We start from the raw sequence: 16474 nt of genomic DNA, 5'->3' as shown, positions 1-16474 counted from the left end.
TTTTGCCAGGGGTCACTCCCTCAGGCATTAGGTCGGAATTCGCCTTTTGCGGCAATGAAAAGCAATATTTCATTAACATCGTGATCATGAAATTTATATATAGCGATAAAAACGCGTTTTCGCTGTCGAGATTGCCGGTGGAAATTCCCGTCGCAGGAAAAAAATAAGCCTGGAGGCTTAACGCGCTCCAGGCTCAGTCTGTCGCGCGCCGCGATGGCACGCTTTAAAAAAGGTTATTTATACACTTCCGCTGTGGCTTCGAAGTTAGGACCATGCTCGCGCGCAGCGGTAATCACGTAATATTTTCCGCCTTTCTCATCGGCCAGCTTAGAGAGCTGATCGTGCAGATCGGAAGGCGAAGAGAACTCGCCACCAGACGGCCCTACCGAGATCGGTCCGACCTTGGTCAGTTTGAAGTGTTTCACTTCTTCTTTGGTGATCAACTGCGCGGCGGACGCGCCAAATGCAACGGCGGAAAGGGCTAACGCGACTATCACTTTTTTCATCCTGCAATCTCCTTGGAATTAGCCTTCAGTCAGGCTCTTTCAGTATAGACGGCGATTTACTGAGCGTGCTACCGATGCGCTTATTTTTTGGCCGAAGCGTTCAGTAACGCGGCGGTACCCCTTCCGGACGGGTCTTAAAACGCCGGTGTAGCCACATATATTGCTCGGGCGCCATCAGGATGCACTGTTCGATGATCTGATTCATCCATGCCGCCGTGACCTCGGCACTCGCCAGCGGCGGCGTGCGCTCCGGCGTCAGGGAGATCAGCTCATACCCCATGCCGTTGGGCTTGCGCCGCGGAACAAACGGCACAATTGTCGCTCCGGACATTTTCGCCAGCATCCAGGTGCCGGTGGTGGTCGCCGCCTGCTCGACGGCAAACAGCGGCGCAAAAACGCTGCTGGCCGGACCGTAATCGTGATCTGGCGCATACCAGAGGATCTCCCCATCCTTTAGCGCCCTGACCATCCCTTTCAGATTTTTTCGATCCAGCATGGTCTTGTTAGAGCGTAAGCGTCCCCAGGTCTGCAGCCAGTCAATCAGCGGATTGTCATTGGGCCGGTAGACGCCAATGCCTGGGGTAAACATGCCATACATCCGCGCCCCCATTTCGAGGGTCAGAAAATGGATACCGATCAGTAAGATGCCCTGTTTTTGTTCGAGGAGTTCGATCACCTCGTTAACGCCGCTGGTCTCGGTCCAGCGCGCCACCCGGTGCGTCGGCCAGAACCAGGCCATGCCGGTCTCCATCAGCCCCATACCCAGCGATTCAAAGTTTTTCACCAGCAACGCCTCGCGGTCGGCGGCGCTCATCTCGGGAAAGCAGAGTTCGAGATTACGTCTGGCAATCCGCGCGCGGCTTTTCATCACCCGCATCGCCAGTCGCCCAAGCGCCGTCCCCAGACGGTAGATCACCGGATACGGTAATTGCACCAGCAGCCATAAAAAGCCAATTCCCAGCCATAACAGCCAGTAACGCGGGTGCAACAGCGCGCGGGAAAATTTGGGTAAATTTGACATAGTAATCCTGTTAATTCACTCAATAATAGCTGAGCAAAAACCGCGAAATAAAGTAGCGGATCCTGCATGTTGTATTTTTCCAATTCGTGCGGTAATACTCAGACACCAGACGCGTTATTATAAGTTAACGCTTAAACCATTTCAGCCATTGCGCTGGCACTTACCTATTATTAGACTCACCGAGTAAGATTTCCTGTTTTATACGGAAATAAATAAACCTAACCTCTACGGCGCGGCCGATTGCCGACAAAGTAACCAGTGAATTTTCTCAGCGCCGGTTTTGTTGCTCCTCTTCGTCGGCCTGCAGCATGGCGATAACAGACACTGTAGCGAAACGTTCAGCTTCATCCGGCGACGCCAGCATGCGGTTATTTGTGACTGGGGCAATGGTTAAGCATCGACATTGCTGATCCTTTTCCCAGATATGCTACGTTTACAGCGCTCATTCGACGCAAGTGCCTTTGCCGACGTCGCCGCTTTCAGAAGCCATAGTGAGAAGGAACTATGACAATGAATTATCAATTAGTGAAGCAAGTCAGAGAAAATAGCCCATTAAGAAAAAGCTTCATTGACCTTGCCGTTAAGACTTTTGATCTGTCTTTTGAAGAGTGGTATCAGCAAGGTTACTGGACCGACGCCTATATCCCCTACGCCTTTGTCGAACGCAATAAAGTTATCGCTAACGCTTCGGCCAATATCATCGACCTGCGCTGGCAGGGCGAGCCCCGGCGTTATATTCAGATTGGCACCGTGATGACCGAACCGGACCACCGTAATAAGGGATTAGCCGGCCAGCTTATCCATCACATCCTGCAGGACTGGCAGCAGGAGGCGGACGCCTTCTTTTTATTCGCCAATCCCACTACAGTGGATTTTTATCCCAAATTTGGCTTCACCCGCAGCGAAGAGCATCAATATATTATGCCGGTCTCCCCGCGAGCCGGTGATTTTCGCAAACTGAATATGGACAGCGCAGACGATGTTGCCCTGCTCCGCCATTACTACGAAAAATCCAACCCGTTCTCACCGCTGCGGGTGGAGCATAATTTTGGCCTGCTGATGTTTTACTGCTCAGCCTTTATGAAGCATTTCGTCTATTACTCGGCAAAAAATGAGGCGGTGGTTATCGCCATGCAAAACGGTCCGGTGCTGATCTGCTTTGACCTCTTCTGCGAGGAGGGTAAGAGCCTGTCGACGCTGGTCAACGAACTGGCCGATGACCATGTTTACCAGGCCATACTCGGTTTTACCCCCAGTGAAGACCGGCTCGGCGAGTACGAGAAGATTGAGGGAGAAGATATCCTCTTCGTCTATGACCAGAAGGAAAATCTGTTTAAAGACAGGAAGTTGATGTTTCCTTTATTGGCTCATGCCTGACGACGCTACGCCGTCAGGCCAATCAGTGATAAGTCACCACGAAGGTCGCGCTGGCGTTCGCCTCGCCCGCTGTCACTGCGGGCTGCGTCTGGATATAGCGGGCCTGATAGGATAAACGGTAGTTCGTCTGACTGCCTTTATTCCCGGACCAGATCTGGCTCACCTGGTTTAGCGGCACCAGCGCGCCGCCGGCACTGAGGATTTGCACGCCAAGTCCGGATGCGCCTTCAGGTTGGTCATCGATTTTAATCACCTCGTTGGCGGCGACAGTGCTGTCCACCGTCGCGTTAAACTGCATAAACACGCTGCCGACATTTTCACAGTTCGTCAGGTTGATGTTAAAAGGAACCGGGGCGGTGGTGCTGTTGAGCCCGGTAAACGCGGTTTTGTTATGCCGCCCGAGGAAGACGTTAATGTTTTTACTGTCGTCAGTAATCTTGCAGGTGGGTGATTTGACCTGAATACAGAGCCCACTGACGCTAAAGCGCATCGCCTGTACTCCGCCAAGATAAATATCGCCAAGGTAATCGTTAAGGCAATACTCGCCCGGCGGCGGTAGACCGCCGTTATCGGCAATCCGCCAGAAATAGATGGTCGGTTTTTTATTTTCCGCCTGAAATGCGCGCTGGCCGGAAAATACCGGCGCTGAGGGCCAGGCCGTGAACAGGGGATCGAAATTAATGCCATCCTGTTCCCCCATCTGGAAGCTGTAGCCAATGCCCGGCAGGCGGTCGATGCTGTAGATATCCCCGGGCTTGCCGTCTCCCGCCGGGCCGACCCGTGAGCCGCCGATGCTCTGAAACCCGCCGGGCTCGCTGCCGCTGCAGGCGATCTCCCAGCGTTCGTTATTAGTGATAATCATCCCTCCGTAGCTGTATAGCAGGGAGCCGATGGGGCGATTGCTGACGTCAAGGTTGATACTGGCCTGGCTGACGTTCACTGAATACTCGATAGTTTTGCCACTGACCATCTGGCACGCTGCCGACAGCGAGGCGCAGTATCCGCCGGCCAGCAGAAGCGGTACCCCTGATGCGATGATTTTTTTCATATTACTTCTCCTTTATTTCCGGCCAGCAGACCTGATGCGGCGTACCGCGGCTAACCTGCTGCGCCGCGTCGCCGCGGATGGCATAGGCCAACCGGCAGTGTTGCCCGCTGCGTTCGCCCCATACTACCGAGACGCTGCCGTGGGCCTGCGGCACCCGGGCATACAGCAGCCCGCCCTGACCGACGGCGCCAACCGCCCGACCGCTCTCGTCAAACACCTCCGCGCCCAGCGGGGGCGCCGCGCCATCCGGCAGCGTGACATGGGCAAACCAGGGATAGCCGGTACGCGTGATAAATTTGACCTTCACCGCCGCGCCCGAATCGGGCACCACCGTCGTACTACTGGAGACAATCTCCACGTGGTCGTTCAGACCCTGCGGATCGAGATCCAGCCAGTTATGGGTAAAGGGATCGAGGTAAGGGATGATCGTAAAACCCTGGCGGTTTATCGGCTGTCCGAGGCGGTTTGCCACCCGAGCGCCCGCCGCGCCGGGCGCTTCCACAATGGCGAAGGTTTCCCCCAGTTCGGGGGTGGCGGTCATTCCGCCCTGATGCGCCACCAGGGCGCCCGATGCCCCCAGCGAGTACTGCTGCTGGTGGCGACCGGCGCTGGCGCTGGCATTCAGGTACGCATAATCCGTACGCAGGCTACCGTTGCCCCCAACGCTGGCCTCGTGCGGGTTCTCCCGCGGCATGTCGTAGCTGGCGGTCAGGCCATAGCTAAAGGCATTTTTCTCGCCAGCGCTGCCGGTATAGCTGGACTGCAGCTGGCTGCCGTAGCTCTTATCATGGTTAAAGCGGGTAGTCAGGCTGCCCGCCTGCCCGAACGGCAGCGAAAAGGAGACGCCCACCACCTGATTATTGCGGTGATGAATATCCTGACTCTGCTGGGCGTACAGGTAGTAATTGAGCTGACCATAGCGGTTGGCGTACCCCAGCTGATAGGAGCGCCAGCGGTGGTGGCGGACATCCTCACTCCAGATTCCGTTAAATGACAGGCTACCGCTGCTGGCCTGCTGAGACAACGTCGCGCTGTAGCGGGTCATCTCCCGCCAGTCGTTGGGGTAACGGTCGTGCTCCCGGACGGCGTCGCGAATGGAACGATAGTTGCCGTCGTTGCTGTGGCTCATCGAGACCAGCATCCGCGTATCGGACGCGAAGGATTTTGATGCGGATACCCGCCAGCGATACCCCTCCTGCCAGCCGCGTTCCCTACCCTTCGCCGCAGAACGGGAAAGATCGACCGCCAGCGCCCCCCAGTAGGTATTGAAGGCGCTGCCGACCAGCGTCGAGTAATAATCCGTCGTCGCGTTGGCGCCGGTATAGCCGCTGACATAGTCATTGAAGCCGTACTGCACTGTGGCTTCGCCAAATCCCGGCCGCCCGGCGATCTCGTCCTCATCCAGATAGCCCAGCGACAGGTCATAGTAGACCGCGCCTGCCCGCACCAGGCCAGGCAGCGCGGCGTACGGCACGGTAAAGGTCTCCTGACTGCCGTCCGCCTCATGGATCGTTACCTGTAAATCGCCGCCGGCGTTGGTGGGATAGAGATCGTCAAAGGTGAATTTGCCCGGTGGAACCGTGGCCTCGTACAACAGGGCGCCGTTCTGGGTGACCGTCACGCGGGCATTGGTGCGCGCCACGCCGCTAACCGACGGTGCAAAGCCGCGGCGGGAGCCCGGCAGCATGCGAACATCGGTGGCCAACCTGCCGCCGATAAAACTGACGCTGTCAAAGAAGGTCCCATCGGTCCACCCCTGACCCAGCCGTAACGTGGACGCCCAGTTCACGACACTTCTCTCAGCCCAGGTGGCGATGCTATCCCAGTGCGTGCTCCCCTCCTGAGCCTGGTAGCTGGACTGGTGATGTAACCGCCAGCCAAAGGCACGCAGGCTGGCATCCAGCCCGAGATAATGATTGCTGCTGGTATCCCCGTCGACGATGCTCTGATAGCTGTTGGCCTGATAGCGCAGCACTGCGGCGGGCACGCCGCTATCCACCTTCTTCAGGTTCACCGCCCCCCGATAATGGGGTTGCAGCAGCGCCTGGGGCATATTTACCCGCAGGACGTTTTCCCCGCTGTCATACTCCCAGCCGATCGCCTTATCGATCTGCGAGAAGCGCAGGCAGGTGGCCGCCGCCGGCCACTGGGCGTCCTTCAGCTGCAGGGCGTCGAACAGCGAGGGCGAGATGCAGGGCTCAAGCTGGCCATCGTGTTCCTGGATGACAAACGTTTCTTCCGCCAGGTCCCGGCCATTCACCGAGAGCGTGCTGCGATACTGTCCGGCGTGCAGCGGATTACCGTATTGATATTTCTGGAGATCAACCTGCGCGGCGCCGTGCAAATGGGCGCGGTTAAAACTAAACGCCTCTGCCGCCCATGCCTCCTGCCAGGGAAGGAGCAGCATCAACCCAAACTTGATCTCCCTGAGTTTCATAATAATGTCCTTACTGAGGATAATTATGATTCACTACCGCGCCGTAATCATTGATGGTGGTGAAGCTGAATTTCTCCGGCAGCGTGCGCAGCGCGACCCCTTTAGGCGCGATCTCCAGCGAGGAAAAAGGGGCGACCATGCCAGCGGACTGTTTTTGTCCGTTAAGGGTGATGCTGTCGATGGTGATATAGCGCGCTGAGGCATTGCTCACCCGCAGCCCGTTGCCCGTGGGAGCCAGCGCCCAGCGCAGGGCATTCTCCGGTGCCATTTTTTCCGCCGCCACGCCTGCAGGACGGTAAAACAGCTTGATACGCGACCGTATCGCGAGCTGCAGATAATTGATTGCCGTGCCGTTTTTCGGCTCAGGTGGAATGTCCAGCAGATTGAACCAGAACAGCGACTCCCGATCCTGCGGCAGACGGCTGCCGTTGAACATCAGACGCCAGCTCTGGCCCTTTCCCGGCTCGATACGCACAATCGGCGGCAGCACAATAAACGGCGCCGCATCTTTTTCCGGTTGATTTTGCACGCGGCCATCGTCGACCCAGACCTGCGTCAGAGAGGGGGTTTCCCCCATATTGGTGGCCCGGATGGCGATCTCTTTTTTATCGCCGGGAAAAATAATCCGTGTGCCGTCAATAACCATGCTGGCGTCCGCCGAGGGTAAAATGCTGGACAGCAGCCATGCCAGAACCATACGCCGCATATTCACCTCCTCCTTGCCGGGTGGATAAACGGCCCCTGAGCGGGGCCGTGGACAGGGTTTATGGATAAACCACCGTAAAGTTGACGTAGGTGGCGACTTTTCCAGCCGAAGCGGCGTCGGTCGCATAGTAGCGGGCATAGAAAGGCAGCGAGGCGGAACCATCCTGCTCAGCCACCGCCACCGGGATCACGTCCGGGCGAGCAATGGTGCCGTCCGCAGCGACCGCCGGGGTCTCCGCGAGGTTAATCGGCGTAAACCGGGTGTTCAGCAGCTCCACATCGACGTTTTCTGCTTCCGTGCCGTCAGACAGGGTGTTTTTTAGTCGGCCCTCCGTGGAAACGTATTGATCTTTCTCGAAGTACACCGAGACATCAGCCCCTGGGGTGCAGCTCGTCAGATCGATGGTGAAGGGAACCACGCCCGCCGTCTCACCCGCGCTGCTGAGCGCCGAACGCTGGACCGTCGGCAGGGTCACCGTCTTGTCTTTATTCACTACCGTACAAGTATTTTCGATGACTTCACCATTAAAGGTGACTTTGCCATCAGCAGCCTGAGCCGCTACCGGAGAAAGCATCATCATCACCACGAAAGATGCCATTCCATTGCTGTATTTTTTCATATTCACTCCTCATCACCACGCTTATGGAGAATCGTTCAGGAAATACCCTGGCGTACTTTATACGTACAATTTATTAATGCTCAGTCCATTGGATTAGCCTGTTATCTTTTAAACCCTTCCCTGCACTGACATCCTACTCACTTCATTGTTTATTATTCAAATTCGCTACCAGGACCATTCCTTCTTTTTATAGAAAAATCTTAACGCCACTCTGAAAAAGAAATAAAAAAAACCCACATTAAAAACATAACTCATTGTAAATAAATAATAATTTTTATTTTTTATTTTCTAAAAGACATTCGAAAAATGCGATCTAAATATCTCACCATCATTATTAACTTCCTCCTCCCACGTTCTCCCCCCTGGATTCAAAGCGCAGGGAGTATGTTATTTAAGGCGGGTATTCTCTACAGTAAATTGTCGAATCAGGCAGGACAGCATGCACAGCGTATTTATGCCAGGAGGTCATTATGTTGATCTGCATTGCGGATTCAGAATATTTTAATATTGCGCTGAAGGCGTATATTAATGAACCAAACAGCAAGCCTCTGGATATTAAAGAAATGCTCTGTTACCCGTTTAGCGGACAGAGTGAGATGTTCTATACTTTTTTTGCGACCGATGCTGGAGCCCGGTTAAGCACTATCCTTATTGATTACAGCAGCGCTAACATCGAAGTACTGCAGGTCGCGCTCAGTTTAAAATCGTTTAATCCCCTGATCCGGATCTTTATTTTTGCCAAATCAGGCTACCCGTTGAGCGAGCTCGAAAGCAGCCTCGCTATTGTGCTCGGCGCAGAGTTCATCACCAGTTTTGCCGGGCTCAGTACGGCCCTTGCCCGCGGACCGCGCTGGACGTCGCCCCCCGCCGACAAGCTCTATATCGCCATACCTGACAGCTATAACCTGACCCGTAAGGAAACTTTTTTAATCAGCCTGCTGATGGGGGGAATGCCGTTGTGTCACGTGGCCAGCACCATGCAGCTCACGATCAAACGGGTCTACTACTACCGTTCACGCGTCCTTAGCAAGCTGGCGGTGAAAAATAACGTGGAACTGATGAACAAAGTTCAGGGGATGGTGTTGCGCCACTACCGACAGGAGACAGGCCATGAAATCGTATCTCTACGCTAAAAATCGCCTCATGTTGATTATCCTGAGCTGGCTAAGCGCAGACGAGGCGTTGCCATCTCGTCACGATTTCCAGCAGACTGAAGCCATCCTCAGCACCCTGCATATACCGTATGTGCTGAAGCCTGACCTTGATCAACTGAGAGCTACGCTACAGCCATTACTCGCCACGCCCGGGCCGCAGGCCTGTGAGGTAGGCGCTTTTCTCAGCGCCCTGTTGGCGCTGTATACCCGGTTAACCGAATATACCGCCGTCGAGCACTATCTGCTCTCCCGGCATCTCTAAGTAGCAACCCGCCTGGGCAGGAAGACGCCGCGCGCCTCCTGCCCGTACGCATTACCTTGGGCCAGCAGGCTGCTCGTCGCGTCGGGAGACGTAATCCCGATAGCCCTCGCCAACGTAAATTTGCCGTGGGCGGTAGATGGTCAGCGGCGCCTGGTGCATCTCGTTCCAGTGCGCCACCCAGCCGACCGTCCGACCGACCGCGGTGACCACCGCAAACATCGACGAAGGCAGATTCATCGCCTTGAGGATCACCGCGGTATAAAAATCCACGCTCGGCGACAGGCCATTTTCCACAAAGTAGGGGTCTGTCAGCGCCACGTCCTCAAGGGCCATCGCCACCTGCAGCAGACGGTCGGACATGCCTACCTCCGCCAGTACCCGATGGCTGGTTTCACGCAGGATCCCGGCGCGCGGATCGCGGTGACGGTAGCGCGAGTTGCCAAAACCCAGCCGGCGAAATGCCTGCGGATCGCGCTTCGCCTGGCGCAGAAACGCCGGAACCTGATCAACGCTTTCAATCTCCTCCAGCATTCGCATGCTCGATTCATTGGCGCCACCATGCATTGGCCCCCACAGCGACGCCAGCCCGGCGGCGATGCAGGCGAATAAGTTTGCCCCGGAGGAGCCCGCCGCACGCACCGTGGTGGTCGAGGCGCACTGCCCGTGATCGGCATGGAGCACCAGGATCTGGTTCATCGCTTGCTCAATAACCGGATTGAGGACGTATTTTTCCGCCGGGATAGCAAACAGCATCTGCAGGAAATTTCCGGCATAGGAGAGATCGTTGCGCGGATACGCGGCGGGTTGCTCAATGGTGTACTTGTAGCTCATGGCGGCGATGGTGGGCATTTTCGACAGTAACCGGGTGGCGGCCAGCGCCCGGTGCTGCGGATTTTCCACATCCAGGACATCATGATAAAACGCCGCCAGCGCCCCCACCAGAGCGCACATCAGCGCCATGGGGTGCGAGTCACGTCGAAAGCCGCTGCACATGCGGGCTATCTGCTCGTGGACCAGAGTATGGCGGGTGATGGTCTCGCGAAAGGTTTGATAGCTGGCCTCATCCGGCGCGTCACCGTTCAGCATGATGTAGGCCACTTCGAGAAAATCGCACTGGCGAGCCAGCTGATCGACGGGATAGCCGCGGTGCAGCAGCACGCTGTTTTCCGTATCGATCCACGAGATCGCCGACTGGCATCCGGCGGTATTGGCGAAGCCGGGGTCATAGCTGCAGAATCCGGACTGATTTAGCCCGCGCATGTCGACTCCCACCGGCCCCCGCGTTCCCGGCACCTGCGGCAGGGCGATGGGCGGTTGTTGCCCGGCAAAAGAAAGCGTTAACGGTGTAGTGCTCATCCTGTTAGTCCCCCAGCAAGCTTATCAGCGACCTGAAGTCATTCTTCAGGCGGAAAGACCAACATAACCAATGTGATGCAGCTTATTCATTGATGTCATCACTATAACCCTGACAAAGAGAATATTTTGCTGGCCTTCACGGGGAAACAGGCCGTCTTTCCCCACCCCACCGCCGGATAGCGGCACAAATCGCCAAGGATAAAGGCGATCATCGCTGTCAAAATTTAAGCTGAGTAAAGATAGGATGAAGAAGAGCTACCATGAATTTTGTGCTGTCGATGACCCTCATCTGCATTACCATCGCCTGGTTGATGATGAGCCAGCTGCCAGTGTAGACGTACCGCTAACCGCCACGCCAGTGGCCTGGATAACCCCCTCCTTCAGTTGACTTCCGCCGTGGTCTTCGCCTCTGAGGTTTCACAAGAGCCATACAAGAAGTACTGGTTGCATATCAGGCTGTTGCGGTTTCCCGCCGAGGGGTAGGCTAAAGGCCCACTGTTAAGGAGGTAATATGTCTGGACTGATCAATCCGCATGCAGCCCCGGAAGAAGCAGCCTATGCGCTGCTGATTGAGCTCGTTCGCGCCCAGCGCGTGCCGCAATATGAAGGCGATATTTCCGGTCTGCTGGCGATGTACGACGAAGCTGTTAAACACTTTAAAGAGAAAGAGACCGAGCGTTAGGCGTGGAGGTCGTTGTGTGAGGAAAACGTGACGCCTGCGGGAGACGCGCAGGCGTTGGCTGGATGGCGGCTTGCGTCATCAGCTGCCGCGGTAGGTAGAGTATCCGTACTGACTGAGCAGCAGCGGGATATGCAGTTTTTGATTTTGCTTTGTGACATTGAAAATAACCGGAACCACCGGGAAGAACGTATTCATGTTTTGGCTTTTAAAATAGTCACCGGTTTTAAACGTCACTTTATAAACCCCCGGCTCCATATTCTCCGCCTGCGGATAGAGCGATTTAATCCGCCCATCGGCATCCGTTTTACCGGTGGCGATATGCTGCCAGCTCTCCCCCTGCTGTTTATCCAGCTCAATCTGCACCCCCGGTGAAGGGAGCCCGGTTTGCTGATTAAGAATGTGTACGCTGAGCGTCCCCTCTGGCGCCGCCAGCGCGCTGAAGCTGAGCAGAGAAATTACGGAGGCGATAACTAATTTCATAATCGTGACCTTATTGGGCAAGTGAAAGTGCCCTAACTATAGTCAGCGCGGCGGGGAAAAAAATTAAACTTTTTGTTATCAAAATATAGACATATAGAGGATATGTCTGCTGAGAAGGCTATCCGCAAGCAAAAGATTTGCGACCAGAGCCTGGCTCTATCGCACGCCTCACAGCCCAGGGTCGTGTTTCTGACTACGTTGCCTACTTATTTTCATGCAGTATGATTAGCCTGTTACGCTCAAGCTCACCACTATTCCTGAAACTGATAAGAATGGTGAGCGAGTTGACGCCTGATATATTCCCGCTTTTAAAAGACATCATTGTTATTAGGGTATCGTTCTTCTGCAGTATCGGATTGTTTTATTCCAGCCATCGATCAAGATGCTATCTCTGTTATCAAAACGAACGCGTAAGTCTGTACTGTTTAAACTTTCCGTGACCATAATCGAAATGGCTGAGTTCATATCTTGTTTCGTTAAGAAAAGCTTACCCTCATCAGTTAACTGACTATCATCAAGAATAAAACCGTTAATTTTCGCACCGGTTTTAAGGCATCGAACGGTTGTCTGCGGGTTTGAAACAAAACTGACATTCATCGTTTGCGAGTTTCCAATATTCGTCATAAACACAGAGCAACTAGCGATAAGTGTTCCTGAAAAAAAGAGGCAAATTACCTTTAAAAAATAAGATGGTTTTTTCATAAAACACCCTAATTTTGAGATATTCCATTTTTACCATGCCAGCCTTAAAGCGTAGCTGGCATTAGGTATTTATGTTATTAACTATTAAAATTAGCGTGGGGATACTGTCGTTTGCCCACCTACGGATGAAATGGCAACACGTTGCCCTACCGAGAATCGCGTTGGCCCCTGACGTTGTACGACCATGAACGTTCTTCCATCATCTAAGCGTATTTCAAGCTCGACCCCTTGAACAAGATTCATTCTTGCCTGAACCGCCTGACCTGCTAAACCTCCCGCAACAGCGCCAGTCGCCGTCGCCAGTCTTTGGCCTGAACCGCCACCGACGGCACTTCCCGCCACACCACCAATGACGCCTCCGGCGACAGCGCCAAGCGCATTGCTGTTATCACCCGCCTGAATTTGCACCGCTCTGACTGACACCAGCTGGCCATAAAAAACTTGTTGTATGCGTCCAGCCGTGGCTGAAGAATGGACATCACCTGAAAGATGACTGGTATTGGTACATCCAGCAATAACTAATGTAAAAGCAATTAAACACATTTTTTTAAGCATGTTAACCTCTCCATTTGCTGCATATTAACGTCATCATTTCATAAATAATCAGCTGGACAATAATGATAAAAATTTACTGGTATAATATGTATTATAGGCTTTAATCATTACGTCATCCTGAAAAAAATTGAAGATGAAGGGCAAGGGCTCACCAGCCCCATTTGACGCCAGCAATAATCTACTAAGCTCTGATAATTGGGCATATCATGCAACGTCTCCCCCACCGCTGCCGGGTTCCAGGTCACAACCAACTATTTCAATGACCTCAATCCCGTCTTTTCATAACCGCGTATTTGTTTTGATATTTCTGTCGCAGGCCAGATCTAATGGGCGGTGATAATGATCATGTTATTCCGGCTATTGTAGCCGGGATCAATCACCACGCTGTCGCCTGTACTTCCCGTCGTGGAAGCACTCTGGCTCTGGGTGGGGTCCGCTTCACACAGGTCGTGCTGTAACTGGCTGGCAGAAGCGGGATTCAGCACTCACACACCGGTGATGGTCAGCGTGGAACAGGAACAGCTGTGATCGAGCCGGTCAGGTGCTGACGGCTAAAAAGAAGATCCAGGTGCGATTGCCGGGATGCTTACATCGCAAGCATGCCGCCTGCGCATCTTCACTACCACCAAGTAAATCATTCTCAACAATAACTAAAAACCCTTTAATCTCAGTAGCCTGGCAGCCCACATAACTATCCCAACAAAGCTACCAACATAAACACTGATTTTGCATATGAGCAAAAGGTTATATGTAGTAAAAGATACTGGAATTTGTTTATAAAAAAGGAAGAAAAATTCTCCACATACATATAAAACAAATCCAGTTAGGAAGATAGACACCATACTAATCAAAACAAAGAAAATAAGAAGCAATACTGAGTTAAGTAACCTCATTTCTTATTTTCCTCTTGTTTCATTTTTTGCTCTGTATACTTACTTTCTAATTCTGAAGTGATGCTCCCTCCAATATCACCAATCGAGCTGGGGAAATTGCTTGGTGTCATTTCCTTCGAAATACCAAAATCACCTTTAATTTCAGTGTATTTCTGCAAGTCAGGGTTAAATTTCGGATCCCAACCGCCTTTCCACCAATTTGTGCCAGTATTAACTCCCCACGAAATCCCTTTGCCAACACCATAGCCCACAGCAGAACCTGCACCATTAATCAACGCGCCTGACACGGGATCTTTCCCATCTATCCAGTTACTGAACGCACCGCCCGCCGTATTCCAGCCTACGGTACCCCTCAGTCCATTCCCCATACTTAACACATTCACCCAGCCAGCAATTACCGCGCTGGAAGGGTCAACCGAGCCATCCGCTAAATAGCCAATCCCGGCACTTGCACCTGTGCCAAGCGCCCACATCGCCTGTGCTGTCCCTGGGAGTATAGCTACCCCACCAGACGCCAGTGCCATCCCTACTGCATTACGCTCATTTATTGCTTTCTGACATGCAGCCCCACTCGGATTATCGGAACAGGTCGCCATATCAACACCATGCTGCCGTATCCATGCCGCCTGCGCATCTTCACTACCGCCAAGTAAATTATTCTCCACCGCATTCTTCCCTGCCTGCGCGCCCGCCACGGCTGACGCCGTACTGTCCCCGGCCAGACCGCCTGCCATTCCCGCTGAAATAGTGGCCAGCGTACTGACCGTCTGCTTCTGTGCTTCCGTCAGCGTGGACAAGTCCGTCACGCCCGGATACAGCATACCAGCAATCGCCCTCGCGGCCAGTTCACCTGCTGCCGCGCCGGCTGCGCCCGCCGCGGCACTGTTGCCCTGCAATGCCGCCACCGCACCGCCCAGGATAGCGTGCGCCACCACCGCGGCACCGTCACTCAGCCCTGAACCGTGACCGATAAGATTCGCCAGCTCCGGCGCGCCCCTGCCAGCGCCCCGGCGATATCACCGCCCGCCAGCCCCTGAAGCGCTGCAGTGGCTGCCTGGATACCCCGCTGGATATCGCTGCCCGTGCCGTATTTCGCCTGTTCATCTTTGTACGTTTGCGTCTCTTTCAGCTGCTCCGCTGACATTGCCGGATGAACCTTGGTTAATCCAAGGAATTACCGTAGGGGCTTAGCAACGTCAGCGGGTTGCCGAAAAAATGACGGTTAAAAAGAAGATCCGGAATTCGTCGGGATCTTCTTTTTACTCTTTTCTTATGTATATCAGTAAACCATTTTTATTTTTTATCGGTTGTGGGGGATCAAGACGCTTAACCGTCGTGTCAATAGTAAAATCTTCATCAAAATCAGCAATAATTTCAGTTTCTATTACTGACACTAGCTCTTTATCATCATCATCAATTTGTCCATCAAAATAAAATAGTAAGCTAATGTTCTTACCTGATAATTCAGCAACAACAGCTCTGATATTAGGAGTCACATTTCCAAATAAAGCTCTTTGCACTGAAAGTTTTAAATACACATTTGAATCATATAAAACCATTATATATTCCTTAGTTACTCTGATGGTCTTGCAGGAACAATATGTACACCATTTTTACCATAGTGAACTATGCCGTTTGTTGTCGGTGTGGACACTCCAGTCTGAGGGTCAATATAGTTTCCAATATTTTGACCATAGTTTATTCGTTCCTTAGAACCAGGGGTACCGACTGGGGTATTACCTACCTGCTGACCAGTTCCCAATTTGGGTAAAAATAAATCAGGTGAGACAGTAAGAATACTTTTATTCAAACCTGCTTCCGATGCTATATTATACTCATTAGTTCCAGGTAAGTGTTTGTTCTGTTGTCCTTTATTAATCGTAAACTTACCAATCCCACCACCGCCTTTCAGCGGATCGCCATCAGCCCCTTCAATACCTATCTTCAGCATCGGGTTGATATCGAAGATCTTATCTTTCTTACTCAGCGAGTTATTCTCCACCGAGTTCTTCCCGCCCTGCGCGCCCGCCGCCGCTGACGCCGTACTGTCCCCGGCCAGACCGCCTGCCATTCCCGCTGAAATAGTGGCCAGCGTGCTCACCGTCTGCTTCTGTGCTTCCGTCAGCGTGGACAAGTCCGTCACGCCCGGATACAGCATGCCTGCTATAGCCTTTGCGGCCAGTTCACCTGCTGCCGAACCTGCCGCACCCGCCGACGCACTGTTGCCCTGCAGCGCCGCCACCGCACCGCCCAGGATAGCGTGAGCCACCACCGCGGCACCGTCACTCAGCCCTGAACCGTGACCGATAAGATTCGCCAGCTCCGGCGCCGATGCCCCTGCCAGCGCTCCGGCGATATCACCGCCCGCCAGTCCCTGCAGCGCTGCCGTGGCTGCCTGGATACCCCGCTGGATATCGCTGCCCGTGCCGTATTTCGCCTGTTCATCTTTGTACGTTTGCGTCTCTTTCAGCTGCTCCGCTGACATTGCCGGATGAACCTTGCGCGCCGCTTCCAGCGCGTTTATTTGCCCCTGCGTGCGCGCAATATCTGCCGCCTGGCTGCCAATCTCCCCTGTCAGCTGCACTTCCTGCAGGCGCCGCTGCTCCTTCTCCTTGTCAAATATCGGCCCGATACTGCCGCTGGCGTGTTCCGTGTCGCGACTCAGGTCAGCCACGT

17 protein-coding genes and 1 pseudogene are annotated in these 16474 nt (G+C 53.7%); 4 read left to right on the top strand and 14 right to left on the bottom strand.

The genetic code is table 11. The annotated features are described in order from the left end of the window. Positions 1–233: 233 nt before the first annotated feature. Together CWM58_RS23950 and CWM58_RS23945 are read right to left on the bottom strand one after the other, a co-directional pair. On the bottom strand, positions 234–506 hold the full coding sequence (locus tag CWM58_RS23950; protein WP_002892402.1) for a DUF1471 domain-containing protein: 273 nt from the start codon (positions 504–506) through the stop codon (positions 234–236). Between the two features lie 100 nt (positions 507–606). Further along, positions 607–1527 (bottom strand): Kdo(2)-lipid IV(A) acyltransferase, encoded by a 921-nt coding sequence (locus CWM58_RS23945; protein WP_100681957.1) that lies wholly within the window; start codon positions 1525–1527, stop codon positions 607–609. A gap of 510 nt (positions 1528–2037) precedes the next feature. Here CWM58_RS23945 and CWM58_RS23935 point away from each other — a divergent pair. Then, a complete protein-coding gene (locus tag CWM58_RS23935) occupies positions 2038–2904 on the top strand; it encodes a GNAT family N-acetyltransferase (RefSeq protein ID WP_100681955.1) in 867 nt (288 codons plus the stop codon). A gap of 22 nt (positions 2905–2926) precedes the next feature. Here the strand turns inward: CWM58_RS23935 and CWM58_RS23930 are convergent, their stop codons facing one another. Genes CWM58_RS23930 through CWM58_RS23915 form a run of 4 tightly spaced genes read right to left on the bottom strand, consistent with a single transcriptional unit; the run spans position 2927 to position 7714 of the window. Continuing rightward, on the bottom strand, positions 2927–3952 hold the full coding sequence (locus tag CWM58_RS23930) for a fimbrial protein (protein ID WP_100681954.1): 1026 nt from the start codon (positions 3950–3952) through the stop codon (positions 2927–2929). Position 3953: 1 nt separating this feature from the next. Continuing rightward, complete coding sequence (locus CWM58_RS23925) at positions 3954–6389, bottom strand: fimbria/pilus outer membrane usher protein (RefSeq protein ID WP_100681953.1); 2436 nt, start codon at positions 6387–6389, stop codon at positions 3954–3956. A 10-nt stretch (positions 6390–6399) separates the two neighbouring features. Beyond that, positions 6400–7095, bottom strand: a complete 696-nt coding sequence (locus CWM58_RS23920; protein ID WP_100681952.1) for a molecular chaperone — start codon at positions 7093–7095, stop codon at positions 6400–6402. A gap of 58 nt (positions 7096–7153) precedes the next feature. Next, entirely contained in the window at positions 7154–7714 is a 561-nt protein-coding gene (locus CWM58_RS23915) for a fimbrial protein (RefSeq protein ID WP_100681951.1), read from the bottom strand. A 470-nt stretch (positions 7715–8184) separates the two neighbouring features. Between CWM58_RS23915 and CWM58_RS23910 the strand changes: the two genes are divergently transcribed. Together CWM58_RS23910 and CWM58_RS23905 are read left to right on the top strand one after the other, a co-directional pair. Next, positions 8185–8847: a LuxR C-terminal-related transcriptional regulator gene (locus tag CWM58_RS23910; RefSeq protein ID WP_074386675.1), complete on the top strand. Its 663-nt coding sequence runs from the start codon at positions 8185–8187 to the stop codon at positions 8845–8847. Next, positions 8825–9130 carry a hypothetical protein gene (locus tag CWM58_RS23905; RefSeq protein WP_070611853.1) on the top strand — a complete coding sequence of 102 codons (306 nt, stop codon included), beginning with the start codon at positions 8825–8827 and terminating at the stop codon, positions 9128–9130. The genes CWM58_RS23910 and CWM58_RS23905 overlap by 23 nt, the downstream gene beginning before the upstream one ends. A 51-nt stretch (positions 9131–9181) precedes the next feature. Here CWM58_RS23905 and CWM58_RS23900 read toward each other — a convergent pair whose 3' ends face one another. Both CWM58_RS23900 and CWM58_RS28880 read right to left on the bottom strand, forming a co-directional pair. Continuing rightward, positions 9182–10486 carry a citrate synthase gene (locus tag CWM58_RS23900; protein ID WP_074386677.1) on the bottom strand — a complete coding sequence of 435 codons (1305 nt, stop codon included), beginning with the start codon at positions 10484–10486 and terminating at the stop codon, positions 9182–9184. A gap of 45 nt (positions 10487–10531) precedes the next feature. After that, a complete protein-coding gene (locus tag CWM58_RS28880) occupies positions 10532–10672 on the bottom strand; it encodes a hypothetical protein (RefSeq protein ID WP_162677911.1) in 141 nt (46 codons plus the stop codon). 325 nt (positions 10673–10997) lie between these two features. Here CWM58_RS28880 and CWM58_RS23895 point away from each other — a divergent pair, with 325 nt between their 5' ends. Next, positions 10998–11168, top strand: a complete 171-nt coding sequence (locus CWM58_RS23895) for an ATP-NAD kinase (RefSeq protein WP_074386678.1) — start codon at positions 10998–11000, stop codon at positions 11166–11168. Positions 11169–11246: 78 nt separating this feature from the next. Here CWM58_RS23895 and uraH read toward each other — a convergent pair whose 3' ends face one another. The 6 genes and pseudogenes from uraH to CWM58_RS29480 form a co-directional block, all read right to left on the bottom strand. Beyond that, entirely contained in the window at positions 11247–11648 is a 402-nt protein-coding gene (gene uraH, locus CWM58_RS23890) for a hydroxyisourate hydrolase (protein WP_008805473.1), read from the bottom strand. Positions 11649–11975: 327 nt separating this feature from the next. Next, positions 11976–12350 carry a hypothetical protein gene (locus CWM58_RS23885; RefSeq protein ID WP_133122438.1) on the bottom strand — a complete coding sequence of 125 codons (375 nt, stop codon included), beginning with the start codon at positions 12348–12350 and terminating at the stop codon, positions 11976–11978. Between the two features lie 90 nt (positions 12351–12440). Continuing rightward, entirely contained in the window at positions 12441–12905 is a 465-nt protein-coding gene (locus CWM58_RS23880) for a glycine zipper 2TM domain-containing protein (protein WP_071839111.1), read from the bottom strand. Positions 12906–13794: 889 nt separating this feature from the next. Then, positions 13795–14918: pseudogene (locus CWM58_RS23870) on the bottom strand (VENN motif pre-toxin domain-containing protein); the annotation flags it as partial. Between the two features lie 139 nt (positions 14919–15057). Continuing rightward, complete coding sequence (locus CWM58_RS23865) at positions 15058–15357, bottom strand: hypothetical protein (RefSeq protein WP_100681950.1); 300 nt, start codon at positions 15355–15357, stop codon at positions 15058–15060. Between the two features lie 14 nt (positions 15358–15371). After that, the coding region (locus CWM58_RS29480) for a VENN motif pre-toxin domain-containing protein (RefSeq protein ID WP_206056653.1) at positions 15372–16474 on the bottom strand (1103 nt) is incomplete at its 5' end.

It is taken from the genome of Klebsiella sp. H-Nf2, assembly GCF_002806645.1.
Taxonomy (GTDB): Bacteria; Pseudomonadota; Gammaproteobacteria; order Enterobacterales; family Enterobacteriaceae; genus Klebsiella; species Klebsiella variicola.
This window is presented reverse-complemented; position numbering and strand designations above follow the sequence as displayed.

Excerpts from the sequence above, each read along its gene's own strand:
- CWM58_RS23895 (WP_074386678.1), top strand. The coding sequence starts at position 10,998 with ATGTCTGGACTGATCAATCCGCATGCAGCCCCGGAAGAAGCAGCCTAT.
- CWM58_RS23935 (WP_100681955.1), top strand. The coding sequence starts at position 2,038 with ATGAATTATCAATTAGTGAAGCAAGTCAGAGAAAATAGCCCATTAAGA.
- CWM58_RS23920 (WP_100681952.1), bottom strand. The coding sequence starts at position 7,095 with ATGCGGCGTATGGTTCTGGCATGGCTGCTGTCCAGCATTTTACCCTCG.
- uraH (WP_008805473.1), bottom strand. The coding sequence starts at position 11,648 with ATGAAATTAGTTATCGCCTCCGTAATTTCTCTGCTCAGCTTCAGCGCG.
- CWM58_RS23900 (WP_074386677.1), bottom strand. The coding sequence starts at position 10,486 with ATGAGCACTACACCGTTAACGCTTTCTTTTGCCGGGCAACAACCGCCC.
- CWM58_RS23930 (WP_100681954.1), bottom strand. The coding sequence starts at position 3,952 with ATGAAAAAAATCATCGCATCAGGGGTACCGCTTCTGCTGGCCGGCGGA.
- CWM58_RS23865 (WP_100681950.1), bottom strand. The coding sequence starts at position 15,357 with ATGGTTTTATATGATTCAAATGTGTATTTAAAACTTTCAGTGCAAAGA.
- CWM58_RS23880 (WP_071839111.1), bottom strand. The coding sequence starts at position 12,905 with ATGCTTAAAAAAATGTGTTTAATTGCTTTTACATTAGTTATTGCTGGA.
- CWM58_RS23950 (WP_002892402.1), bottom strand. The coding sequence starts at position 506 with ATGAAAAAAGTGATAGTCGCGTTAGCCCTTTCCGCCGTTGCATTTGGC.
- CWM58_RS23905 (WP_070611853.1), top strand. The coding sequence starts at position 8,825 with ATGAAATCGTATCTCTACGCTAAAAATCGCCTCATGTTGATTATCCTG.
- CWM58_RS23945 (WP_100681957.1), bottom strand. The coding sequence starts at position 1,527 with ATGTCAAATTTACCCAAATTTTCCCGCGCGCTGTTGCACCCGCGTTAC.
- CWM58_RS23885 (WP_133122438.1), bottom strand. The coding sequence starts at position 12,350 with ATGAAAAAACCATCTTATTTTTTAAAGGTAATTTGCCTCTTTTTTTCA.
- CWM58_RS23915 (WP_100681951.1), bottom strand. The coding sequence starts at position 7,714 with ATGAAAAAATACAGCAATGGAATGGCATCTTTCGTGGTGATGATGATG.
- CWM58_RS23910 (WP_074386675.1), top strand. The coding sequence starts at position 8,185 with ATGTTGATCTGCATTGCGGATTCAGAATATTTTAATATTGCGCTGAAG.
- CWM58_RS23925 (WP_100681953.1), bottom strand. The coding sequence starts at position 6,389 with ATGAAACTCAGGGAGATCAAGTTTGGGTTGATGCTGCTCCTTCCCTGG.